At 59.8% G+C, this 23,909-nt stretch carries 20 protein-coding genes; 7 read left to right on the forward strand and 13 right to left on the reverse strand.

Going from position 1 to position 23,909, the window contains the following annotated elements:
• The first annotated feature begins 105 nt into the window (after window positions 1-105).
• The gene (locus LDN84_RS23015) at window positions 106-2,028 is read left to right on the forward strand and encodes a methyl-accepting chemotaxis protein (RefSeq protein WP_276572402.1); all 1,923 of its coding nucleotides are present in this window, start codon (window positions 106-108) and stop codon (window positions 2,026-2,028) included.
• Window positions 2,029-2,072: 44 nt separating this feature from the next.
• On the opposite strand, the gene LDN84_RS18275 is transcribed toward LDN84_RS23015, so the two are convergent.
• Window positions 2,073-4,247 carry a CHASE2 domain-containing protein gene (locus tag LDN84_RS18275; protein ID WP_223904851.1) on the reverse strand — a complete coding sequence of 725 codons (2,175 nt, stop codon included), beginning with the start codon at window positions 4,245-4,247 and terminating at the stop codon, window positions 2,073-2,075.
• 205 nt (window positions 4,248-4,452) lie between these two features.
• Between LDN84_RS18275 and LDN84_RS18280 the strand changes: the two genes are divergently transcribed.
• Entirely contained in the window at window positions 4,453-5,421 is a 969-nt protein-coding gene (locus LDN84_RS18280) for a GGDEF domain-containing protein (protein ID WP_223904852.1), read from the forward strand.
• A gap of 21 nt (window positions 5,422-5,442) precedes the next feature.
• Here LDN84_RS18280 and LDN84_RS18285 read toward each other — a convergent pair whose 3' ends face one another.
• Complete coding sequence (locus LDN84_RS18285) at window positions 5,443-6,267, reverse strand: FecR family protein (protein WP_223904853.1); 825 nt, start codon at window positions 6,265-6,267, stop codon at window positions 5,443-5,445.
• Complete coding sequence (locus LDN84_RS18290) at window positions 6,255-7,577, reverse strand: surface lipoprotein assembly modifier (RefSeq protein ID WP_223904854.1); 1,323 nt, start codon at window positions 7,575-7,577, stop codon at window positions 6,255-6,257. Before LDN84_RS18290 ends, LDN84_RS18285 begins: the two co-directional genes overlap by 13 nt.
• Window positions 7,578-7,747: 170 nt before the next feature.
• Between LDN84_RS18290 and LDN84_RS18295 the strand changes: the two genes are divergently transcribed.
• The gene (locus tag LDN84_RS18295; protein WP_223904855.1) at window positions 7,748-8,413 is read left to right on the forward strand and encodes a DsbA family oxidoreductase; all 666 of its coding nucleotides are present in this window, start codon (window positions 7,748-7,750) and stop codon (window positions 8,411-8,413) included.
• 82 nt (window positions 8,414-8,495) lie between these two features.
• On the opposite strand, the gene LDN84_RS18300 is transcribed toward LDN84_RS18295, so the two are convergent.
• Entirely contained in the window at window positions 8,496-9,809 is a 1,314-nt protein-coding gene (locus LDN84_RS18300) for an MFS transporter (RefSeq protein ID WP_223904856.1), read from the reverse strand.
• A gap of 139 nt (window positions 9,810-9,948) precedes the next feature.
• Here LDN84_RS18300 and LDN84_RS18305 point away from each other — a divergent pair, with 139 nt between their 5' ends.
• Window positions 9,949-11,358: a tetratricopeptide repeat protein gene (locus tag LDN84_RS18305; protein ID WP_223904857.1), complete on the forward strand. Its 1,410-nt coding sequence runs from the start codon at window positions 9,949-9,951 to the stop codon at window positions 11,356-11,358.
• A gap of 102 nt (window positions 11,359-11,460) precedes the next feature.
• Here the strand turns inward: LDN84_RS18305 and LDN84_RS18310 are convergent, their stop codons facing one another.
• The 3 genes from LDN84_RS18310 to ercA form a co-directional block, all read right to left on the reverse strand.
• The gene (locus tag LDN84_RS18310) at window positions 11,461-12,519 is read right to left on the reverse strand and encodes a MerR family transcriptional regulator (protein ID WP_223904858.1); all 1,059 of its coding nucleotides are present in this window, start codon (window positions 12,517-12,519) and stop codon (window positions 11,461-11,463) included.
• Between the two features lie 156 nt (window positions 12,520-12,675).
• Window positions 12,676-14,481, reverse strand: a complete 1,806-nt coding sequence (locus LDN84_RS18315; protein ID WP_223904859.1) for a putative bifunctional diguanylate cyclase/phosphodiesterase — start codon at window positions 14,479-14,481, stop codon at window positions 12,676-12,678.
• Window positions 14,465-15,622 carry an alcohol dehydrogenase-like regulatory protein ErcA gene (ercA, locus tag LDN84_RS18320; protein WP_223904860.1) on the reverse strand — a complete coding sequence of 386 codons (1,158 nt, stop codon included), beginning with the start codon at window positions 15,620-15,622 and terminating at the stop codon, window positions 14,465-14,467. Before ercA ends, LDN84_RS18315 begins: the two co-directional genes overlap by 17 nt.
• Window positions 15,623-15,940: 318 nt before the next feature.
• Here ercA and LDN84_RS18325 point away from each other — a divergent pair, with 318 nt between their 5' ends.
• A complete protein-coding gene (locus LDN84_RS18325; RefSeq protein WP_223904861.1) occupies window positions 15,941-16,084 on the forward strand; it encodes a hypothetical protein in 144 nt (47 codons plus the stop codon).
• Between the two features lie 415 nt (window positions 16,085-16,499).
• Here LDN84_RS18325 and pyrF read toward each other — a convergent pair whose 3' ends face one another.
• Window positions 16,500-17,327 (reverse strand): orotidine-5'-phosphate decarboxylase, encoded by an 828-nt coding sequence (pyrF, locus tag LDN84_RS18330; RefSeq protein ID WP_223904862.1) that lies wholly within the window; start codon window positions 17,325-17,327, stop codon window positions 16,500-16,502.
• Window positions 17,328-17,548: 221 nt separating this feature from the next.
• Here pyrF and LDN84_RS18335 point away from each other — a divergent pair, with 221 nt between their 5' ends.
• Window positions 17,549-17,752, forward strand: coding sequence for a hypothetical protein (locus LDN84_RS18335; RefSeq protein WP_223904863.1), 204 nt, complete (start codon window positions 17,549-17,551; stop codon window positions 17,750-17,752).
• Between the two features lie 74 nt (window positions 17,753-17,826).
• Window positions 17,827-18,804 carry a cation diffusion facilitator family transporter gene (locus LDN84_RS18340; RefSeq protein WP_223904864.1) on the forward strand — a complete coding sequence of 326 codons (978 nt, stop codon included), beginning with the start codon at window positions 17,827-17,829 and terminating at the stop codon, window positions 18,802-18,804.
• A 32-nt stretch (window positions 18,805-18,836) separates the two neighbouring features.
• On the opposite strand, the gene LDN84_RS18345 is transcribed toward LDN84_RS18340, so the two are convergent.
• The 5 genes from LDN84_RS18345 to LDN84_RS18365 form a co-directional block, all read right to left on the reverse strand.
• Window positions 18,837-19,826, reverse strand: a complete 990-nt coding sequence (locus LDN84_RS18345; protein WP_223904865.1) for a uracil-DNA glycosylase — start codon at window positions 19,824-19,826, stop codon at window positions 18,837-18,839.
• A gap of 15 nt (window positions 19,827-19,841) precedes the next feature.
• Window positions 19,842-20,342, reverse strand: coding sequence for a ribosomal protein S18-alanine N-acetyltransferase (rimI, locus tag LDN84_RS18350; protein ID WP_223904866.1), 501 nt, complete (start codon window positions 20,340-20,342; stop codon window positions 19,842-19,844).
• 3 nt (window positions 20,343-20,345) lie between these two features.
• A complete protein-coding gene (gene tsaB, locus LDN84_RS18355; protein ID WP_223904867.1) occupies window positions 20,346-21,077 on the reverse strand; it encodes a tRNA (adenosine(37)-N6)-threonylcarbamoyltransferase complex dimerization subunit type 1 TsaB in 732 nt (243 codons plus the stop codon).
• 69 nt (window positions 21,078-21,146) lie between these two features.
• Window positions 21,147-22,154, reverse strand: coding sequence for a DMT family transporter (locus LDN84_RS18360; RefSeq protein ID WP_223904868.1), 1,008 nt, complete (start codon window positions 22,152-22,154; stop codon window positions 21,147-21,149).
• Between the two features lie 110 nt (window positions 22,155-22,264).
• Entirely contained in the window at window positions 22,265-23,890 is a 1,626-nt protein-coding gene (locus LDN84_RS18365; RefSeq protein WP_223904869.1) for an HD family phosphohydrolase, read from the reverse strand.
• Between the last annotated feature and the right edge of the window lie 19 nt (window positions 23,891-23,909).

A 23,909-nucleotide genomic window follows, 5' to 3' on the forward strand; every position in this document is an offset into this window, starting at 1 on the left:
GACCCAAATGAATGTAGACCCCTAAATAACCACTGCGCCCAGAGTGGGGGCATGAATCTACCGATAAGATTTGTCCAATACATAACGAGAATGAGGACACATCCCATGGCCATACTGCACCACATGAAACTGACCACCAAGTTTCTCATTCTTGGCCTGATTGCCTTGTTCATCGTGCTGATTCCGTCGGCACTGTATTTCCAGCGGGCCATGATTGAAATCCGTGTGGCCCAGCATGAACTCAGCGGCACACAGCCCCTGTTGGCCATCAACAAAGTTATTCAATACAGCCAGGTACACCGTGGCATGTCGGCCAGCATGCTCAGTGGCAATAACGCACTGGAAGCCCGCCGCCCCGCGCTACGCGACAAGCTCACCGCAGCCATGAATGAGCTCGAAGTGCAGCTCAAGGCCAGCAACACCCCGGCCCCTCTGCAAACCCGCTGGGCCGATCTGCGTCGAAGCTGGGTGGAACTGGAGCAAGGAGTTGCCAACCGCAGTCTGGACACCCCCCAAAGTACGGCGCTGCATACCGCCATGATCACCAAACAATTGCAATTGAGCGAAGAACTGCTGGACGAATTCAACCTCAGCCAAGATCCGGGCGAAGACACCTACCCGCTGATTCGTGCCACCATGATCGACATGCCCTGGCTGGCAGAAAACATGGGCATCATGCGCGCCATGGGAAGCAGCTTTTTAACCAAGGCCGATGCGCCCCCTGCAGGACGCGCCACACTGGCTGCATTACTCAAACGGGCCCGTGAGCTGGAAGTCAGCATGTACCGACAACTCGCCCGAACCACTGCTGCCAACCCTGCGCTGAAAGCTGTTCTGGACAGTGGCATCACTTCCAGCCGCAACGCCGTGCTCAATACCCTGACCTTGGCAGAACGCGAAGTGATCACCGCCCCCGAGCTGAAATTCGGGGCTGTGGACTATTTTGACGAATTCACGCGCACCATTGACGGCCTGTTTGAATTCAACGCCCTGGCCATGAAAACCTTGGTCAACACGCTGGATGCCCGCATGACCCATGCCCGCAACCTGGAGTTGCTGGTAGCCTTGGTGCTCACCGGGGGCATTCTGGCTGCCTTGTGGCTTTCCCTGCTGTTTATTCGCAGCATCACCGGCCCTGTCAACAATGCACTGACCGTGGCACATGCGGTGGCTGAAGGTGACCTACGCATCAAGGTTCTGGTACAGGGCGACAACGAATTTGGCGAACTCATGCAGGCCATGGCTTCCATGCGTGACAACCTGGCCCGGGTGGTGACACAGGTGCTCAGCGGCTCAGAAAGCGTAGCGACAGCCAGCGCCCAAATCGCCCAAGGTGACAACGATTTGAGCGGCCGCACCGAGGAACAAGCCAGTGCACTGGAAGAAACCTCGGCCTCCATGGCCGAACTGGGTAGCACTGTGCAACAAAATGCGAACAGCGCCCACCAGGCCAACCAACTGGCGCAAAACGCCAGCGCAGTGGCCATCAAGGGGGGTGAAGTGGTCAGCCAGGTGGTGCACACCATGAAGGACATCAACGACTCCTCCCGGCGCATCGCCGACATCATCAGCGTTATTGACGGTATTGCCTTCCAGACCAACATTCTGGCGCTCAATGCGGCCGTGGAAGCCGCACGCGCGGGGGAGCAAGGCCGGGGATTTGCCGTGGTGGCCAGCGAGGTGCGCTCTTTGGCCGGGCGCAGCGCCGAAGCCGCCAAAGAGATCAAGGCACTGATAGATGCCAGCGTAGACCGTGTGGCACAAGGCTCTGTGCTGGTTGACCAGGCGGGTGCCACCATGAACGAGGTCGTGAGTGCCATCCGCCGTGTCACCGACATCGTGGGCGAGATCAGTTCATCCAGCCATGAACAAGCCACCGGCGTGACTCAAGTGATGGAAGCCGTCAGCCAAATGGACCAAACCACCCAACAAAACGCCGCACTTGTCGAAGAAATCGCTGCCGCCGCCGACAGCCTGCGCAGTCAGGCACAGGAACTTGTAAAAACCGTGTCGATCTTCAAGCTATAAAATATATAGCTACTCAGGCAACATAGAAGGGCGCTACAAGCCGATTACTTGCTCAATATGACCACCGTGCTGCCGCACTCGCCTGCGGCCAAGCGCCGGGCATGGTACTGGGCCAGTGGGTCATCGGGGTAACGCTCTGCCAGTTGGCCAAAGGCCTCCAGCGCTTGCGGTTCGTGTGTTTCCATCAAGGTATAGGCCGCCAGGTAATCATGCACTTGGGGCTGCGCCGCCTGCTCGGGTGTCAGAGGCTCAAACGTTGCCACCGCCTCGGCCTTGCCCTTGAGCACCAAACGCCCGCATGGTCGGCCAACAAACCCTGGGCACTGGGCCACCGTGGCACCACTCACGCAGATGCGGGTGCCGAGTTGTTTGTTGATGCTTTCCAGCCGTGCAGCGGTGTTGATGGCATCCCCCAACGCGCGGTAGTCCAGCATGGATTTGCCACCAAAATTGCCAATCAATACCCGTCCGGTGTTGACCCCGATACGGGTACGCCCGAACGGTACACCCTGCGCACGCTGCTGGTGGCTGCAGGCCTGCGCAAACTGGTCCATCTCCAGGGCACAAGCCAAAGCCCGCTGGGCATGGTCGGCCTGCACCACCGGGGCTGAAAACATCACCACCACGGCATCCCCCACGATGCGGTCCAGCGTGCCGTCGTGCTTGAAGACGATCTGGATCATGCCCTCTAGGTACTCGTTGATCAGGTTGGAGAGTTTGTCCGGTGCGTACTGCTCCATCAAGGGCGTGAACCCTTCCAGATCCGTCATCACAAATGAGCATTCGCGGTAAATGGCCCCCAGTTCCAGTTGCTGCGGGTTGGCCTGCAAATACTTGACCCGGTTGGGTGAGACGTAGCGCGAGAAGGCATTGCGAATCCAGCGCTGTTCACGCTCGGTGGCCAGATACCGCGGCACCATCACCCCCCCACACAAGGCACTGAGCGCCAAAGCCGGAAAAATCGGGTCCAGCAACACCTGCCGGGCCACAAACAGCCACACCGACACGGCCAGACACCCCGCCACCAACAAGCCCCACAACAACACCGACCACACCGGACGCACACGCGCCAGCATGCTCCCCAACAACAGCCAAGTGACCAGCAGCGTGGCCAGCAGCGCATCGTTTTCCCATGCCGGGCGCTGCAGACTGGTGCCACTGAGCAGTTGCTCGGTTAACTGCACATGGCCCTCGATGCCGGGAATCAACTCGCCCAAGGGGCTGTAAAGGGTGTCACCCAGTCCCTTGGCCGTGACCCCAATAAACACCATGTGGCCTTTGACCCGCTGCGCATCCACCTTGCCTGCCAGCAGATCCTGTGCCGACACATAGCGCGCTGGTGCCAGAGGTCGAAAATGCAGCCACACCCGCCCATCGGTCGCCGTTGGCAGGAAACCATGTTGTCCCATGCCAACGCCTAAGAGACCAGGTGCCTGACCGGCAGAAGCTGCCGCCACCTCCAAGGTCAGATTGTCCAAGCCGCCAAACAGGCGCAGGGTTTCCAGCGCCATGCCGGGGTACAAAGTGTCGTGCACCTGATAAACCAGGGGCACGGCCCGCAACACCCCATCACTGCCAGGCTCCAGTGAAATAGCCGCACTGCCTGCCGCAGCCTTGGCCAGCAAAGGCAACGGCGCAAGCCCGCCACCGTAGGGTGGCAACCAATCACCGGCTGTACCACCCAAACTCAAAAAATGCGCCTTGGCCGGTGGCAGGCTGCCACTGGCAGAAACTGGTTCAATCGGAAAACCCAGCACCACCCGGCTGCGGGCCAAGCTGTCGGCCAACAGCTGGTCATGCGCAGGAAGCTGTTGTAACTGCCGCTGCAACAGCGGCTGATCGGGATAAGCCACAGCCACTTGTTCGGGGGAACTGCGGTCGGGCTCGGACAAGACCACATCAAACGCCACCACTTTGGCACCCATGGCCGTGAGCTGATCCACCATCCGTGCCAGCACGGTACGTGGCCATGGCCACTGCCCGATGCCCGCCAGACTGGCATCATCAATGGCGACCACCCTGATGGGCAGCTCATCGTGGTAGGCCAGCGGAGCCAATGACTGCAGTTGATCAAAGGCGTTTTCACGCAAACGCGCACGAAACTGGGGATCAGTCACCTGAATAAAAAGTGCCACGGCCATCACCAGCGTTGGAAACACAGCACGCAACAAAGCCGCGCCGATACGCCTCAGCCAGCGCGCGTTATGACGGTTGGTCATTCAATTTCATCCCCAAAGTGCAACAGCGAGCTAGTTTATGGGCTTACCCGGCCAGCCCTCCTGATGTCGTGGCTCACCTATGGTCACTCCAGGGAACACCCTGAATGCACCTGCCATCGTTTAGACTTAATGACAATCAATAAATCACGGCAGGTTACGCACGTATTGCCCAGCAGCTGCCAACCTGACCAAGGAGAGGGTATCCATGAGCACACTGACAGAAGAGCTGGCGAACACCGATTTATTGTGGGATGTGCCTCAGGCCACGCTTGAATTCCTGGCAGAACACAGCGCCCCCCGCACCCTGGCATCGGGTGAGGTATTGCTCTGCCCAGAGCTGGAAAATGGACACGTCTACCTGCTGCTCACAGGCACCCTCACGGTGCACTTTGGCACACCGGACTCACCCATGATCCGTGAACTTGCACAAGGCTCCTCGGTGGGTGAGGTGTCCATCATCGATGACACACGCCCCTCCGCCTACGTGATCGCCAAGGAGACTTGCCGTGTATTTCCCATTCACCGCCATCTGATCCATCAACTCCTTGCCGAGTCCAATCCGTTTGCACGCAACCTGTTGCAGATGCTGACCCGCTGGCTCAAATCCAACACACAACGCATCGTCAGTGACCGCATGCAAATCTGGGAACTGACCGACCAGGTGAATATCGACGGCCTGACCGGGCTGTACAACCGACGCTGGCTGGACAACGCCTTTCCTCGTTTGTTGACACAGTCATGGAAGAAAGGGCAGGCCTTGTGCGTGTTGATGGTGGATGTAGACAACTTCAAGAGCTACAACGACGACAACGGCCACCTCGGCGGCGACCGGGCCCTGATGGCCATGGGCGAAGTGCTGAAAACCACGGTGCGCCCCTATGACTTTGCTGCCCGCTATGGCGGGGAAGAATTCCTTATCCTGCTACCCAACACCAGCCTGAATGAGGGGGTTGCGGTGGCAGAACGCATCCGGCATTGCTCCGAGAGCAAAGCCGTGGCCTATGCCAATGAGCATTCGGTGCCTGGCATCACCGTGTCAACCCCTTTACCCAACATCACCGTTTCCATTGGGCTAGCGCTCAACCAGTCAGACTCGGTGTCCGAGTTGATCGCTGCGGCCGATGCCCAGCTGTACCGGGCCAAGATGGATGGACGTAACTGCGTCAGGTATTGAGGCCGCATCAAAACCGCCAGTTCACAGCGGTTTGGGCGGCACCACTGGCCCCGGTGCCGGTTGTACGGGTTGTATGGGTTGAGGCGGTGTGGGTTGAGGCGGCCGCACCACTTGTCCATTCGGGGTATTGGTTGAGCGCGACATATTCTGCGTACCCACCGGCGGTGGCGGCGGTGGAGCGCCACCCGGACCCATGCCTTGCCCTGGGCCTGGTGAACGCCCTGGCCCCCCGTGTGGACCTATATCCAGCTTGCCACCGATGGCCGGTTTGGGCATCACTTGCGGGCCAAACACCGTCAGACTCTGCCCGGCACTGACCAGCGCCCGTCCCCCGGCATTGGCCACTTCCACCTGTCCGTGATCCACACTGACATGCAGCACGTCACCCAGCTTCACGGAATACTCGGTGCCACGCACACCTAGGTTGGCCAGGCGGGTCTTGAGCTGGTAATTCTGTTTGTCCATCTGCCCGGTCAGCGTGTGCATCAGACCATTCAACAAGCTGAACTGTGCCCGGTTCTCCTTGCCCTTGGCATAGCGGTAATCGTCCACCGCGAAGCGGGTATCACGGTACAGGGTCAGCAGGGTGCCGTCGACAAAGCGGATTTGCACCTGCCCCTCCCCGGTCTCGATGCTGTCGCCACTGAACAACTCGGCGCGATTCACGGCTAACCGCTTGTCTGCGCCGTGCACGATTTCCACCTTGCCGTTCAGCGACAGGATCACCCCCGCAGGGTCTGCGGCCAGCGCCGCCAGTGGCAGGTAACAAACCGCCAGAAAAAACCGGCCCATAAGGCGCACCCAGCGCCAGTCCAAATCCGTGTGGTACATGGTCAAAAATCCCATCTCAATTGCAACGAAAAGGTATTTCGGGTGTAGTCGTAAAGCGCTGTGTTCGACATATTGCGCGTGATGGTATAGCGAGGAATCAGATGCCAGCGCTCGCCCAGTTTGTAGTCAGCCGCCAGCCCCAGGCTGCGGCTTGAATCACGTCGCACCACGAGGTAAAGCGCATCAGTGGCCAGATGCCGCTGCTCTTCATAGGCCAGCCCGAGCGACAACACCAGCTGGTCATTCACCGGCACGCTGCCGCCAAGATGAACACCCCACAAGCGAAAGCTGAAATGCGGCCGGATATCGTCTTTGGACACTTCTTTGCCCGCATACAAGCCGTACTGCCAATGCCTGGCACCACGGCTGGTGGCACCATCGTGGCTCAGGCCAACCGTCATACGCGCGGCGTTGTCGATGGCATGGTCAGGAAAGTCAAACCTGAGATGCTGGAGATAGCCACTGACCCGTGAGTCCTCACTCCACGGATGCACCCAATTCAGCCGTGCACCCAGAGAACTGCGGTACACCGCGTCATTGACCAGGTCATTCTGCGCCAGCAGCGTTGCGCCCCAATGATCCTTGCCCATGCGTTTTTGCAACCCCAGATCAAGGTAGACCACGCCCTCCTTCACATCCTTGCGGCTACGGTTGAAGTTCTGGCTGAGGTTGCCATTGGCCGTGACCCAGGTGGACGCATCAAGCTCCTTGCGCAACGTCAAACCGGCCTCGACGGTGGCCATCTGATCCTGATCCCGCGCGGCAGTGCCCAATGCCGTGGGCGTGTTGCCCAGCAACGGAATTAACAACTGGGGTGAATCCGGGCCACTGGTCACATTGTCAGACCCGCCCACGCCCAGGGCCAGGTAACCACTCAGACTCAGGCCGCGGCCACCTTCTGCCTGAGCCACATCCCGACGCAAGCGCTCCAGCACCTGTTGCTGATCGGAGGTGAGCGGCAAAGTTGCCAAGGGCTGCAGCAGCTCAGCAGCATGTCTCTCATCACCACGCTCAAGAAGAATGCTGGCAGCCTTCAGGCGTGCCTCCACATGACCGGCATCTGCCATGACCACCCGCTCAAAGGCAAACAAAGCTTGCCCGGTATCACCACTGCCCTGCCAGGCCAGACCCAACAGGTAGTCGTAGTCAGGCATTCCTGCGTAGCGCATCAACCCAGGCTCAAGCTCCGCCAGCGCCTGGGCTGGCAAACCACGCTGGAGCCATTGACGCGCGGACGCCAGCGAAGGTGCATCCTCCTGCGCCATGGCCACAAAAGTCAGCCCAAACAGACTGATCGCCACCAACATATCACGATAGTTCGACATAAACCTCCTTTTCTCATGCACACAGGGATTGTGATGGCATCACATGACAAATGGGTCACCAATGCCCCTCATGGACAGAATGGCAAACCCCGCATTTTTCATGCCCCCTCAAGGCTTGTTTGATACTGTAGCCCTTGCCCAAGACAAGAGCTCCGTGCTCACCCTACCCCATGACAACTCCCATCAAAATCGATTTTGTCTCCGACGTGTCCTGCCCCTGGTGTGCCATTGGCTTGCAGTCACTGAACCTGGCGCTGGAACGCCTGCAAGACCAGGTGCAGACCGAATTGCATTTCCAACCGTTTGAGCTTAACCCGCAGATGCCGCCCCAAGGCCAGGAAATCACCGAACACCTGAGCCAGAAATACGGTGCCTCACCAGAGCAACTGGCGCAAACGCGTGAAACCATTCGCCAGCGCGGCGCAGCCCTGGGGTTTGAGTTTGGCATAGGTAAACGTGAGCGTATCTACAACACCTTTGATGCCCATCGCCTGCTGCACTGGGCCGAACGGGAAGGCCCGCCGGGGGCCCCAAAAGCCCTCAAGATGGCCTTGTTCACCGCTTATTTCACCCATGGGCTAGACCCAAGTTCTCATGAAGTGCTGCTGAATCTGGTGACCCAGCAGGGGCTGGACTCATCACGCGCCCGTGCCGTGCTGCAAAGTGACGCGTTTGCGGATGAAGTGCGCGAGCAGGAAGCGTTTTACACCAGCAGCGGCATCCATTCGGTGCCCGCCGTCATCCTCAATAACCGCCACCTGATCTCGGGCGGCCAAGCCCCTGAGGTGTATGAACAAGCCTTGCGGCAACTGGCCGATGCGGCACGCACAGCCTGATCGCGCTGCGCGGCTATTAAATACGCCTTGTTTTGACCTGTATCGCTTATAAAACAAGCATAAATAGCTATTATTTTTATAGCTATTTGAACGCCAACTGATCCGTCACCCGGCGCATGGGTGAAGCAGCCAGAGCACCCAGCACCAGGCACACCAGCAGGCCACCGCAACCCATAAAAAGCTGGGGCAAGGTGATGGCACGCATCAGCCAGCCGGTGAGCGCCCCCGACAACGGGGCCAGCCCCAAAAAGATGAACATGAACATACTCATCACCCGGCCCATCAACGCGGGCGGCGTGCGCTGCTGCAACCAGCTGAAAATGGTCACCTGTATAAAGCCGCCCAATAAGCCGATAGTGACCAACAGTGCCGCGCCCTGCCAAGTGGCCGAGATCAGGCCCATGGGCATGAACAGCAGGCCCACCACCCCGTCCACCGCCAGCATGGTCGTGCCCAGCGTGCCCAGACGCAGACCCGGGCGGGCGCCGGACACCGCCATCCCCATCAGCGTGCCCGCGCCATGAGCCCCCAGCAAGATACCCAACGCCGCCGCACCCAACTGGAGCGTGCTGGCCAGCACCGGCAGGGCAATTTGCACCGGGCCGGTGATCAGCACCGCCACTGCGCCCCAGTAGAGGAAGCACCAACGCAGGTCACGGTCATGCCACAGATGGCGCAGGCCCGACTTGACCGCATGGAACACCGGTTCATGGACGGCTGGCCCAGCGTTCTGCGCAGCCAGGCTGACCGGGTGCAGGCGCACCTGTGCCAGCGTCCAGGCCGACAGCGCAAAGCTCAGGGCATCCAGCCCAAAGGCCACACCCAGCCCCAACGCGTCGGGCACCCGGCCAGCGGTGCTGCCCGAAGTGCCATCACCATACAGCGCAATCAGCACACCGGCCAGCAGCGGGCCGACAAACATCGACAACTGGCGCAAGCCCATCATCACACTGTTGGCGGCGGGCAACTGCGCGCGTGGCATCACATGCGGCAGCATGGAGGTGGCTGAGGGAATACTGAACGCTGTGGCCAGTCCGATGGCCAAGGCCAGCAGGTACACCGTCCACAGCGACAGCCCGCCCGCCAGCACCAGCACGGCCAGGCCAGCCAGCAGCAGGGTGTTGACGTATTTGGTGAGCATCAGCACCCGCTTGGGGGAGTAGCGGTCGACCACCGCGCCGCCGATCAAAATGAACAGCGCACGGGGCAGGCTCATCAGCCCCAGCACCATGCCCAGCACCAGGGTGTCGCCGGTCATGCGCAGCACCAGCCAGGGCAGAGCCACCAGGGTGAACTGGTCACCCAACAGGCTGATGCTGGCACCCAGCATCAGCCAGACGAAGTTTTTGTCGCGCATCAGCGTGGCGCGTGCGGGGTCGGTCGGGCGTTGGGTCATGGCTTGTCTTTCTGTGGTCAGCAATCAAAATCCGAATGTTCAGCCCTGACCTTGCGTGAGGGTCAAGCACTTTTTTTCATGCGGCACCACCAGTGGCACAGCGGCATCCGCAGCCGGACAGATTTGGTTACAGTGTCTTATGCCATCCCCCACTCTGACCCCACCAACGGCGGCCTTGCTGTTTGAACAAAGCACACAAGCGTTGCAGGCCGAGCAGTTTGAAGCGGCCGAGGCCTTGCTCCTGGAGGCCTTGCAACAAGACCCCGACCTGGCGGAGGCACATGCCAATCTGGCCTGGTTGCTGGAACGACGTGGCCAGCCCGACGAGGCCGCCCAGCACTACGAATACGCGATCACGCTGCAACCAGGCAATGCGCGGATTCATCTCAACTTTGGTGCCTTGCTGGCCGGGATGAAGTTTTTCCAGGCCGCCGAAGCCGCCTACCGCCTGGCGCTGTCGCTGCAACCCGACATGCCGGGGGCCTGGTGCAACCTGGGGGCTTTGCAGGCGCAGAACTGGCGTGATACAGAGGCCGAAAGCAGCTTGCGTCACGCCTTGCAACTGGATGCCTCACACGCCGCAGCCCATTTCAACCTGGCCTGCCTGTTGCTGCGCCAGGGGCACTTTCAAGAGGGCTGGCAGCACCTGGAGTTTCGGGATTGGTATCGGGCCATCGCCGCCCGCCTGCCCTGCCCGCGCTGGCAGGGGCAGGCACTGCCGGGGCGATCCATTCTGGTGGTGTATGACGCTGGCTACGGCGACATGATCCAGTTCTGCCGCTACGTGACCCTGTTGCACCACAACGGCGCGGCCGGTGTCGATGTGCTGTGCCATCCGGCCCTGAAAACGCTGCTGCAGACGCTGGAGGGGGTGGCTGAGCTGATCGGGTTTGACGAAAACTGGCCGGACAAGGCCTGGGACTTTTGGTGTCCGGTGCTCAGCCTGCCTTTTCACCTGGGCACGCAGCAAGACAACATTCCGGCGCAGATTCCTTATCTGCGTGCTCCCGCAGCGCGGGTGAGCCATTGGCGGGCTGAAATCAACCAACGGAGCCCCGGGCCTGCCTGGCGCGTTGGCCTGGTGTGGCAAGGTAACCCTGATTTTGTGAACGATGCGCAGCGCTCCTTGCCCGGTCTGGAGGTCATGGCCCCGCTTTGGCAAGTGCCGGGGGTGCAGTTCTTCAGCCTGCAAAAAGGCCAGGGAGAACCAGAGGCCACACGGCAACCGCACAGTCAGCCCTTGATCGACCTGGCAGCCGGTTTGCATGACTTTGCCGATACGGCCGCCGCCGTGGCGCAACTGGATCTGGTGATCAGCGTAGACACTGCCGTGGCCCATCTGGCAGGGGCCCTTGGGAAACCTTGCTGGGTCTTGCTACCCGCCTTCATGACCGATTGGCGCTGGCTGGAGCAGCGCACCGATTCCCCCTGGTACCCCGACGTGCTGCGCCTGTTTCGCCAACCGCGCGGCTTGAGTTGGGCCCCTTTGGTGGATCAGGTGCGTGAGGCGTTGGCAACGCAGGTGCGTGACACCGGACGATCTGCGTAGCTGTGTGCCCCATCCACACGCTTGGCCGCGGGCACCTCGTCCATGGCCCTAAATACTCCTTTTTTGGTAGCTACTTGCGCTTGTACAGTATGCTCCAGAGGCTTATTTGTTTATAAAAATATGCCCCATAAGCGGATCAGGATGCTGAATAGTTAATGGATGAGCTTGTGCGGCCATGGCGCGTTTGACGATGTCCAGGGTGAGCTCATCAAACACCGTGGTGCCGTTCAGCAGGGGCTCGGCGTTGTAGGCGGCGATCAACTTGCGCAGCAGCGCGGGCTGGCCGCTACACAGGTCGAGCATCACCTGTTCCCAGTGCGCCACCAGCGCCTGTGCCGCCGCCCCCGTCAGATCGGCTTGGGCGGCGTGTAACGCATGGGCTTCTTGGGTCAGTTGCTCAATGGCCGCATCGGGCACGGTGCGCAGCGTATGTAACTCCGCCAAACTCATATGACGCAACATGGCGCTCATGCGCAGGTTGATGGCGGCGTTGATGAAGCTGATGACTTCCGGCCCCGGCCCGTTTTTGAATTGCCCTTTGGGCTCGGCACAGTACATCTGGCCCCAGCGCTCGATCAGCTTGAAGTTGTCGTTCATCATCGCCAGCGTCAGGTTCATCCAGCGCAGGGCGAGCGATTGCACCTGACGGCTGTCACTGGGCAGTGACTGCTGCATGGCCTGCTTGACATCGGCAATCAGCCGCTCCCAGGTGGCGCTTTGGGCCTTGCGGTTGCCCAGGATCAGCCGGATCTCGTCGGCGCTGAAGTACTTGGCATAGGTGCTCATCAGCGACAGGGTGGACAGCCAGTCGCTCATGTCGGGCTCATTGCCCGTGGCCAGGCGCTCCTGCAGCAGTTGCAGCCGGGATCGTAGCTCGGTGGCCTGGGTGATTTCATGCTCCAGCGCACGGATTTGCCGGGCAATGGTGTCGCTCAGGCCCTCACCGCCACGTTCCAGCATGCGGGCAATGTCGGCCAGCGGCAGGCCCAGGTGACGTAGCGCCTGGATGCTGTGCAGGCGGCCCACGTCGGCCTGGTTGTAGAGCCGGTAGCCCGCCTCGGAGCGCGCCGAAGGCGTGAGCAGCTGGATGCTGTCGTAGTGGTGCAGGGTGCGCACCGTCAGGCCAGTGCGTTTGGCCAGTTCGCCAACTTTGAGATGCAAGGTCAGGACTCCTTGGGGTAAAGGGGGCAGTATCAAGCCTGACGTAGGGTGAGGGTCAAGACATGCACTGCATCACCCAGCCTGCGCCGCCAGCCACACAGAATGTGCATGGATTGGATGAGCCCGTAAAAAACCAGGGCTGGCTGGGTCGCCGTCTCAACTGGTTTGAGCCTGCTGAGATGGGGCATACGCCGCGATGAAGGCCGCGGCGGGGATGGGCCGCGAGATAAAGTAGCCCTGAAGTTCGTCACAGTGGTAGAGGCGCAAGCGATCCATAACCGGCTGATCTTCGACACCTTCGGCAATGGTTCTCAAACCCAGGCTGTGGCCCATCTGGATGATGGCTCGAACGATGGCATCATCCTCCACATCATGAGCCAGATTGCGAACAAAGGACTGGTCTATTTTGAGTTTATCGACCTTGAATCGCTTGAGGTAAGAGAGGCTGGAATAGCCCGTTCCAAAGTCATCGATTGAGAGCTTGACGCCCTTCTTTTTAAGCCGCATCACGGTCGAAAGCACACGCTCGGTGTCACCAATCAAGATGGATTCCGTCAGCTCCAGTTCAAGCAACTCGGGGGCAAGACCGGATTCATCCAAAGCCAAGCGCACCGACTGCTCAATGTCTCCCCGTTTAAACTGCAAAGCAGAGAGGTTGACTGCGACCACCAAGCGGGACAACCCGGCCTTCTGAAACCGCACTGCCTGCCGACAAGCTTCAAGCAACACCCACTCCCCCATTGGCACAATCAGGCCGTTTTCTTCCGCCGCCGGTATAAAACGACCCGGAGGAACCAAACCGAGCTCAGGATGGTTCCAGCGAATCAAGGCCTCAACGCCCACCAGATTACCGCCAACGAGTTCAATTTGCGGTTGGTAATGAAGCACAAATTCACCCTTTTCGAGAGCTTGACGCAAACCGAAATGCATCGCCAACCGCTCCTGGGCTTCTTCATTCATCTCCTGATTGAAGAATCGATACGCATTTCCGCCGTCATTTTTGGCCCGGTGCATCGCCATGTCGGCTTTTTTGAGCAGGGTATCGAAATCAGATCCATCCTCCGGATAAATGGAAACTCCGACCGAAATGGTCATGGCGAGCTCCTTGTCAGTTACCCCAAATGGGGCCAAAAATCCAAGCATCAACTTGTTGAGAAATAGCACACTGACATCCGAATCAGTCAGATTGGGCAGCAAGATCAAAAACTCATCGCCCCCTTGCCGACAAAGGGTATCGGTCTCCTGCAGGCACTCACCCAGACGTTTGGCCACAGCGATCAAAATCTGATCGCCCACGCGATGACCGAGGGTGTCATTAACCGTCTTGAAGCGATCCAGATCAACCACCATCAGTGCCAACTTTTCATGATTGCGGTCAGCCTGGCTGATCGCTTGCTGCAACCGATCCTGCACCAGCAAGATGTTGGGTAATCCGGTCAAAACATCATGATGGACAAGGAACTTGATCCGATCTTGTGCAGCTTTGCGTTCAGTGATGTCGCGCCCGACCAGAACACCATAACAAACGTGTTCAACCATGGCCACGCGATACGACAACTCCAGCCAGATCGAAGTCTCACCACGACGGTATTCGGTCACCAGAGAATGGGGAGGTGTTTCCATGCTGGCATCAAGCTCATGCATATCCCGGCGCAGCTCCACCAGCAAGCTGGTCACATCAACCAGCCCCAATGATGCCAAAGGCTGACCGATCAGCTTCTCAACAGATTCACCAAGCAAGTGCCCCAAGGTGGCATTGGCATCTACCACGACCCCTTGCGGCAGCGCAATAAGAAGGACAAAGTCTGAGGTACGGTCGATGAGTGTGCGAAACCGCTCAAGTCGATCCAGGTTCTGACGCAGTTGGGGGTAGTAGCTTTTATGGAACGAACGCTCACCCAGGCCGATGATGCGGTCCTTGCGTGTGGCCCAGTCCTCATCAGGCTCAAAGAGCTTCGCCATAAATCGCCTTGATGTCGCCCAGTTGGGTATAGCGGGGATTGGTGACAAGACAAGCATCATTGAGCGCATGCCCGGCCAGTTCGGGAATATCGACCGAACGTACGCCCCGCCGAGTCAAGCTATCAGCAATGCCGACCCGTTTACGCAAGGCAGCCAGTTCGGTCGTGATCTTCTTGGCCTGCTCATTTTTCGTCATGCCGCGCATCTCAAGGCCCATCGCCTGGCCAATTTGAGCATAGCGGTCAGTCGCCGCATCCATGTTGAAACGCACCACATGTTCCAGCAACAAAGCGTTGCATTCGCCGTGGGGCAAGTCAAGAAAACCACCCAATGAATGCGCCAACGCATGGACGGCCCCCAGACTGGCATTCGAAAAAGCCAGGCCTGCATGCAGACTCCCCAGCAGCATGTTCTCGCGCGCCATCAAATCACTGGGCTGAGCCACGGCTATCTCCAGATTTTTCCAGACCAGCGTGATGGCGGCCAGTGCATGGACATCCACCACCGGTGAACTGGCGGTAGACACATAGGCCTCGATGGCATGGGTCAGGGCATCCAGCCCGGTACAGGCCGTCAGATATGGGGGCATGGTCAGCGTTGTTTCCGGGTCGACCAAGGCCACATCAGGAACCACCGTCTTGCTGATGATGGCCATTTTGTAGCGATCCTGCGTGTTGACGACGATACAAAACTGTGAAATGTCGGCTGCCGTTCCCGCCGTGGTCGGAATACAGATCAGCGGAGGCCCGGGTACAGCCACCTGGTCGACGCCTTCAAAGGCAAGAATGTGGCATCCATTGGCATGCACGATACCAATACCTTTGGCACAGTCCATGACACTACCACCGCCCACGGCCACAATCAAATCACAGTGTTCACGGGCATAAAAGGCAGCCCCGGCCATGACTTCGTGATCTTTGGGATTAGGTGTCAGTGCGTGAAACACCACGGACTCAATGCCGACTTTTGTCAAATCAGCCTGCACATCCTTGAGGCAACCCGCAGCCATGACACCGGGGTCGCTCACGATCAGCACCCTTCGAGCCATCAGGTTGCGTGCGTAATAGCCCACTCGTCGGCGGGAACTCACACCAAAAATAAACTCTGGCGCAACAAACTTGCGCATTTGGTACAGTGACATGTCCACTCCCCAGGTTTTATTGATATTAGCCCTGAATGCCTGTCCATCTAAGGGATCTGTTAGACACATGGAAAAGCGTTTGACCTCGATTCATTCTACGCTTGGCACTCCCAAAAAAACGACTCCAGCAAATCAATCACCGGTAACCCATTGGCCATTCACGGCGGCGTTTTTGCATGACTTGGATCCTCCGGTTCCTGTATGCCACAGCCGTGTTGTCGCCAGCATTCCCCCAAACCGTGCATGAACAAAAGTCGTTACACAGCCGCATGTCGCCCCTGAACGGCGAGCCGCAACCGCATACATTCCTCCAACACCATGCCCGCCCCACAAGTCGCCTCGCTGCTTGAACAAAACACAGCCGCTCTGCGGGCCAAGCAGTTTGAGCCCGCCGAGGCCTTGCTGCGTGGGCCCTTACAGCTTGTTCCTGATCGGTCAGAGGCTCAGGCCAATCTGGCCTGATTGCTGCTGCGCCAGGGACACGATCAGGAAGAGTGACAACAATGGCTGATACCGGGCCATCGCAGCGCGTCTGCCTTCCCCCGCTGACAAGCCGCCAGGGAATGTCCAGACAAGCCATCCGGGTGGTGGGTGAAACGGTTACGGCAACAGGGTCCCGTTCTGCACGCTACGTGCGTCTGCTGCATGATGGCGGCGCGACACACGTTGATGTGCGATGCCATCCAGCCCCGCTAACCCTGCAGGGTATTGCTACCCGCCTTCATGGCCGACAGGCGCTGGCAGCACAGATGATCCATCCCACGCGGCCGCTGCGATCACGCTAGATCATCCACTTTTAAACCAATCCAGCGCTACCCAGTTTTAACCCTGTAGCCCTTATCAATCAAGCGCAGGAAGCTACTCAATCAATAGTCAATCAAGCCAGCCTGGCGGCCTGCAACTGGTCACGGGTTTGCATGGCCACCTGGCGCGCCGCCTGCGCAAAATCGGCCCCGGCGCTGGCATACAACACGGTCCGTGACAAGTTCACCACAATCGGCCCGTGTTCGCGCCAGCCCGCCCGGACGGTGGCCAGGGCATCACCGCCCTGCGCACCGACGCCCGGAATCAGCAGCGGCAAGCTGGGAGCCAGCTCGCGCACCCGCTCAATTTCTGCCGGGTAGGTGGCCCCCACCACCAGGCCGAGCTGACCGTTCAGGTTCCATGGGCCTTGGGCCAGCTGGGCAATGTGTTCATACAAACGCGGTTCACCCGCCACGCTGGCCAGCCGCTGGTTCTGAAAATCGTCGCCGCCGGGGTTGGAGGTGCGGCACAGCACAAATGCGCCTTTGTCGTGGTATTTGAGGTAAGGCGCAATCGTGTCAAAACCCATGAAGGGTGACAAGGTGACCGCGTCGGCCCCGTAACGCTCAAACGCCTCCTTGGCGTACTGCTCGGCGGTGCTGCCAATGTCGCCCCGCTTGGCATCCAGAATGATCGGCACACCCGGCGCGGTGCTGCGCATGTGGGCCATCAAGCGCTCCAGCTGGTCTTCGGCCCGGTGCGCGGCAAAGTAGGCAATCTGCGGCTTGAAGGCGCTGACCAGGTCGGCCGTGGCCTCCACGATGGCTGCGCAAAAGTCGTAAATCTTGCGGGCATCGCCCTGGTAGGCGGCGGGGAATTTGGCCGGTTCGGGGTCTAGCCCGACACACAGCATGGAAGAATTTTGGCGCTCTGCCTGGCGCAACAGGTCTAAAAATTTCATGGGCTGATTGTATGAAGGCTCACCACGGTGCATTCCATTTCTCAACCATGGGGGCCTAAGCGCAAGGCCGCAGGCAGTGTACGGACACAACAAGGCAGAGCAACAACACGGATGATGTGACAAGGGAATAAGAATTCCTTAAGTGGCAGCTAAGGTGTGCTTAAGGCCCGAGCGAGATGATTCACCCCATCGCTAAACACACATCACCCAAGAGGCTCACCATGAATACACACCTGCAACAATTTGTCACCAAGTACCTCTCTGTTGTCTTCGCCACGCTGATGTCGGTCAGTTTCTTTGCCTTTTTGGCCATTCCCTACAGCCTGGGTGCCCACCCTGGTGAAGAAGCACAAACACACACCACGGTGCCGGTTTCTTTGGCCGCCCAAAAATCCGAGGCCCCTACCCTGAAACTGAAGGCTTGAACAAGTCGACTGAAAAGCTGGGCAGGCGCATGAGGCCTGACCTAAACTTGGGGTTTTCCCTGACCTGAATCACCATGCGCTCTGACGAATTCCCCGACAACAACGAAGACAGCCAATTCACCCCGGCCGAGCGCTCAGCCGCCGCCTCGCGCAGCACCTGGGTCAGCGTGGCGGTGAATTTGCTGCTGACCATCGCCCAAATTGTGGCGGGGGTGCTGGCCAAATCACAGGGCTTGATTGCCGACGGTATCCATTCCCTGTCTGACCTGGTGGCCGACTTTGTGGTGCTGTTTGCCAACCACCACAGCCAGAAAGCCGCCGACGAAGATCATCCCTACGGCCACCAGCGCTTTGAAACCGCCGCCTCGCTGGTGCTGGGGGTATTGCTGCTGGCCGTGGGTCTGGGCATGTTGTGGTCTGCCGCCCACAAGCTGCAAAGCCCGGAGACCATTGCCACGGTGCACATCACCGCGTTGTGGGTGGCTGCGGGCGCACTCACCGCCAAAGAGCTGCTGTTTCGCTACATGCTGGCGGTGGCCAAGCGGGTCAAAAGCAGCATGCTGGTGGCCAATGCCTGGCACGCCCGCTCGGATGCGGCATCCTCCCTGGTGGTGGGTGTGGGCATCATTGGCAACCTGGCGGGTTACCCGATTCTGGACCCGATTGCCGCCGCCATTGTCGGCTTCATGGTGACCAAGATGGGCTGGAGTTTTGGCTGGGACGCGCTGCACGACCTGATGGATCGCGCCGCCGATGAGGCCGAGGTGCAAGCCATTCGCCAGACCTTGCTGGAAACCGCCGGCATCCGTGATGCACACGATGTACGCACCCGCAAGATGGGCGACATGATTGTGGTGGATGCCCACCTGGAAGTGGATGCCACCCTGAGCGTGGAGCAAGGCCATGACATTGCCGTGGCCGCCCGCGAACGTGTCATGCAACGCCATCGGGTGCTCAACATGATGACCCACGTAGACCCCTTCAAACGCCCGGATCGGGATCATCTGCCCCTGAATCCGGTGGCAGAAAAACGACCCGTGTCTCCCGCCTGAAGCTTGATCCGGGCCGGTTGGCCTGAGCCCGCTCAGGAAAGGCGGCCTTGCACCGCGTCCAGCGCCAGGCACAGGTCGGCCCAGGCTTTGCCCTTGTCCTGCGGGTTGCGCAGCAGATAAGACGGCGGGTAAGTCACCACCAGCGGCACACCGGCAAACTGCCATACCTGGCCACGCAATTTGCCCAGCGGCAGTTTGGCGCTCTCGGGTGGTGTGTCAGAAAGCAAGGTCTGCATGGCAAAACGCCCCATGGCAAGGATCACTTTGGGCTGTGTCAGGGCAATTTCACGGCGCAGGTAATGCGCGCAGGTGGCCAACTCATCGGCCGATGGCGCACGCATCAAGGCGGGCCGGCACTTGAGCACATGCGTCAGGTAAGCGCGCCCGCTGGGCTCAGCGGCCAAGGCCGCGGGCGCGGCCCATGGAGCCCAACGCTGCACCCCGACTGCGCGCAACATGTTGTCCAGCAACAAGCCCGCATCTTCCACAAACGGCAGGCCCAAACGCTCCTGGGCTTCATCCGGCGGGTCACCCACCACCAACCAATCGCAGGGGGTGGGCACATCCGGCGCAGCCAGCACGCTGGCACGGCGGCCCAGACACATGGCGCAAGCCTGGCAATCGGCCAGTGTCCCTTGTATTTGTGGCCAGTCCATGCGGGCAATGCCGTCCGGCAAAGTGGTGACCTGGGTTGGGCTTGGTGCACGGGCAGTGGTCTGGGGGCCTGAATGATGACTCGGGCTAGGCCCCACTTGCGGCGGGGTGGGGGTGGCAAGCTGGACGGGGCTGGCCACGGGTGCGGCGGACACATTGTCTGCAGGCAGAGAGGGCGGGATCACTGCTGCGCTTGGGATTTTTATATCATTTTGGCCTCTAGCGCTTTCCATATAAGCGCTGTCAGCTTCATTATCCATAGCAACTTGTGCCTCACCCAGGTCGGCTGGCAAGGCCGCAGGCCACCACACGTGTACGCCCATTTCATCCAGCATGGCGCGTTGGCGGGTGTCAAGGTTGAGGCTCATGGGCTGATTTTCTCTTTAATCCGCGGCGACAAGTTGCAGGCTCATCACCACCGCATCTTCACGCTGACCGTTGCCAGCGGGGTAATAGGCGCGGCGGGTACCCACGGTGCAGAAACCTTGCGCTTTGTAGACATGAATGGCCCGGGTGTTGCCGGTGCGAGCTTCCAGCCACAAACACTGCGCACCCTGCCCGCGCGCCCACAGCGCCAGGGCATCCAGCATGACACGCGCCCAACCCTGCTGCTGGTAGGCGGGGGCCACGGTGATGTTGAGCAGGTGCACCTCTTCATAACCTTTCATGCCAATGAAGTAGCCCAGCAGCGCATCCCCCGCCAGCAGCATCTGGGCTTGGTAGCCACTGGCCAGACAGTCCAGAAAATGCTGGCGCTGCCAGGGATGGGCATGCGCCTGGCCTTCCACGGCAACCACCGCTTCAAGCCGGGACTCGGTCATCGGCTCAAAGCGGACTTCAACGGCGTGGGGCTGATCACTCATGCGGTCCATCGATACGCTCATGGCTCAATGCGACACGGCGACCGGGTGGGCGGTGGTGGCCAATTTGGCCGCCAGCCGCTCCTGGGTGGTTTGCGCCACCTTGTCGCGGATGTAGGTGGGCAAAGCCTGTTCGGCGCTCACCGCAGCCCCGGCAGCCAGCAAGGCCGGGGCCAAACGCAGCAAGGCCTGCGCCGTCGGCAAGGCCGGCACCCGTTGCTGGCCCACATGTGGAAGACGTTCACCGTATTCGGCAAACACGTTGCCCGCCAGCACATGATCCGCATCACACTGCAAATTTTCAGGAGAAATCAGGCTGTAGCGCTTGATACACGTCCACTGATCACTCTCAAATAAATAGCTGGCGGTGTACAACTCATCCATGCGGGCATCCAGCATGGCGGTCACGCACAAGCGCTCTGGCGCGCCCAATTGCTGGTGTGCATCTTGGGCCACGGCCAGCAAGGTGTCGACCGGCAGCACCGGCACAGCGGCACCAAAACCCAGACCTTGCGCCACTGAACACGCAGTACGCAGCCCGGTGAACGAGCCCGGCCCGGCCCCGAACACAATGGCCGACAGGTCACCAAACTGCAGCCCGGCCAGGGCCATCAAGCGCTGGATTTCGGGAATCAAGTGCGTGGACGTGAGTGCGCCACCGGCGGCATCGTGCTGCCACCGCATAGCGGTATCCCCGGTGCCGCGCTGCAGCGCAATCGACATACGTTCGGTGCTGGTGTCAAAGGCCAAGAGGTTCATGGCAGGTTTCTCAAAAGGGATCGTTGGGTACAAGATTTCATATAAAAATGAGGCTCTAATGCTTATCAATCAAGCGCTAGCAGCTACTTTTTTAAGAGCATTCGGCAAGCTGGCGCGCACGCCGAACAAAATTCCGGCAGTGACCAGGGTCAGACCTGCGGCCAGGTTCCAGCGCAGCGGCTCGCCGAGCAAAACCACCGCCCCCAAGGCCGACAGGCCGGGCACCAGCGCGGTGATCATGGTGGAGCGCACCGGGCCAAAGTGGCGAATCATCTGGGTGAAGGTGATGCCCGAGATCACCACCGAGCCCCAGCCCTGAAACGTGGCCTGAAACAACACGTCACGCCACGGGGCGGTGAACACATGGCCGTTGACCAGGCCGCTGAGCACCAGCACGCTGTAGCTGGGCACATACACCACGAACGCCAACGTGGTGATGGCAATGGTGGCGCGTACCGCCTCCAGCCCATGGTGACGCGCCAGCACGCTGTAGGTGGCCCAGCACATGGCGGCCGACATGAACAACACATCACCCAGCCAGACCTGCCCGCCATCAAAAGCCCGCAACAAGCTCAGCCCACCCACCAGCAAGTCCCCCAACACAATCAACCCCAGGCCAACAGCCCGTGTCGGGGTGATACGGTCACGCAACAACCAGGCCGCCAGCAGCGCCGTCCACAAGGGCAGGCTGCCCGGCATCAGCACCGAGGCATGCAAGGCCGGGGCGTAAGCAAAACCACTGTAGGCCAGCATGGCATATACCAGGCCGCCAAAAATCCCGACCTTGACCGTGATGCCTGCAGTCAAAGGCGACACGCCCAGCCAGGACGCACCATGCAGGCCTTGCGCCCGATCCTGCCGCACCAGCCACGCGCCCCAGGGCAACAGGATCAGGCTGGCACCGACGATGCGGCAAAAGGCCAGATCCAGCGGGGTCAGCACGCCGCCACGCGCCGGGTCGGCCGAAGCGCGCGCAATCAGGATGAAGGAAGTCCAGATCAGCACCGTGACCACAGCTGCAGCCAGGCCGATGCTGCGAGGTGAAAAGCGCGGGGGGTGGGGAGTGTGCACGGACATGCGCTGATTATCCGTGCGCCCAGAAGGCGGCGCTCTTGCGCGGTAAAAGGCCAGCTCAGTCCATCTTCAGGCTTCGGGATGAACTTGAGCCAGGAAGGTGGTAAATGGGCTTACGCGCCGGGATTCACCTCGTCCAGCTGCATCGGGTTGAGGAATTTTTCGCCATAACGCCGGTACACCCCCTGGTGCAGAAAGACATCAAACAAATCCGGGTCAATGTGACCATCATCCCTGAACTGGGCCATGATGCGCATGGCTTGCGACAGTTTCATGCCCGGTTTGTAAGGGCGATCCGAGGCGGTGAGTGCTTCGTAAATATCGGCAATCCCCATGATGCGGGCCTGCACCGACATTTGCTCACGGGTGAGGCCTTTGGGGTAACCCTTGCCGTCCATGCGCTCATGGTGACCCCCGGCGTATTCGGGCACGTTTTTCAGGTGCTTGGGCCAGGGCAGTTTTTCCAGCATCTTGATGGTGGCAACGATGTGGTAGTTGATGACATCACGCTCCGCTGCAGTCAGGGTGCCTTTGCGAATACTCAGGTTTTCCAGCTCGTCCGAGGATAAAAAACCAGTCTGGATGCCGTCCGGGTTGCGCCAGGTGTAGCGGCTGCCGATCTCGCGCACACGCGCCACATCGGCATCACTCATGACTTCCCCACCCACATTGGCGTTGCGCAAGAAGCTGCGATCAGCCTCCAGTTCAGCCAGGGCAGACTGGTTTTGGCTGCGCAGGGCCGCCTCTGCGGCGGGGTCTACCACCTGACGCAGAGCCAGTTGCTGGCGCAGTGTGGCAATTTCCGCATCACGCTTGAGCACTTCAAAACGGGTGTCAATGAGCCCGATGCGGTCAAACAAGGTGTGCAGCTTGGTGGCTTTGTCCACCACATGCACCGGGGTGGTGATCTTGCCGCAGTCGTGCAGCAAGCCGGCAATCTTGAGTTCATGACGGTCCAGGTCGGTCATGTGAAAGTTGGCCAACGGGCCTTCGGTGACCTGGTCAGCCGCCTCGGCCAGCATCATGGTCAGCTCGGGCACACGCTGGCAATGCCCGCCGGTGTAGTGCGATTTTTCGTCAATGGCCAGATTGATCAGCCCGACAAAGGCCTCAAACAACTCTTCCAGCTGGGTCAGCAACAGGCGGTTGCTCAACGCAATGGCGGCTTGTGATGCCAGCGACTCGGCCAGACGCTGATCCGCTTGCGAGAAGGCCACCACCTCGGTCGTTCCAGGGCGCTGCGCGTTGATGAGTTGCAGCACACCAATCACGTCCCCGTCATGGTTGCGCAGGGGCACGGTTAAAAAGGATTTGGAGCGGTAGCCGGTGCGCTGGTCAAACTCGCGGGTGCCTGAAAAATCAAAGTTGGGCTCGGTATAGGCATCGTCGATATTGATGGTCACACTATGGATGGCGGCATAGGCTGCCACCAGGGTGTTATTGGGCTTGCCGGTGCTGGAATACAGGGGCAAGTCAGGGAAATTCATGCCTTTGGCCGCCGTGCCACCCATCGCAATGTTCAGCGAATCAGTGCGCAGGATCTCGAAACGCAAGGTATTGCCGTCCTCCAGCATGCGGTAGAGCGTGCCGCCATCGGCATGGGTGATGGCTTTGGCGGCCAGCAGGATTTTTTCAAGCAGGCGGGTGATATCTCGTTCTTTGGACAAGGACGCGCCGATATCGTTCAAATGCTCCAGGCGATCCAGCAAACTGGCCAGCGAGGTGGTTTGTTCTTGCATTTAAAACCCTTTGGATGTG

Origin of the sequence: Rhodoferax lithotrophicus (assembly GCF_019973615.1) — a bacterium.
Lineage (GTDB): Bacteria > Pseudomonadota > Gammaproteobacteria > Burkholderiales > Burkholderiaceae_C > Rhodoferax > Rhodoferax lithotrophicus.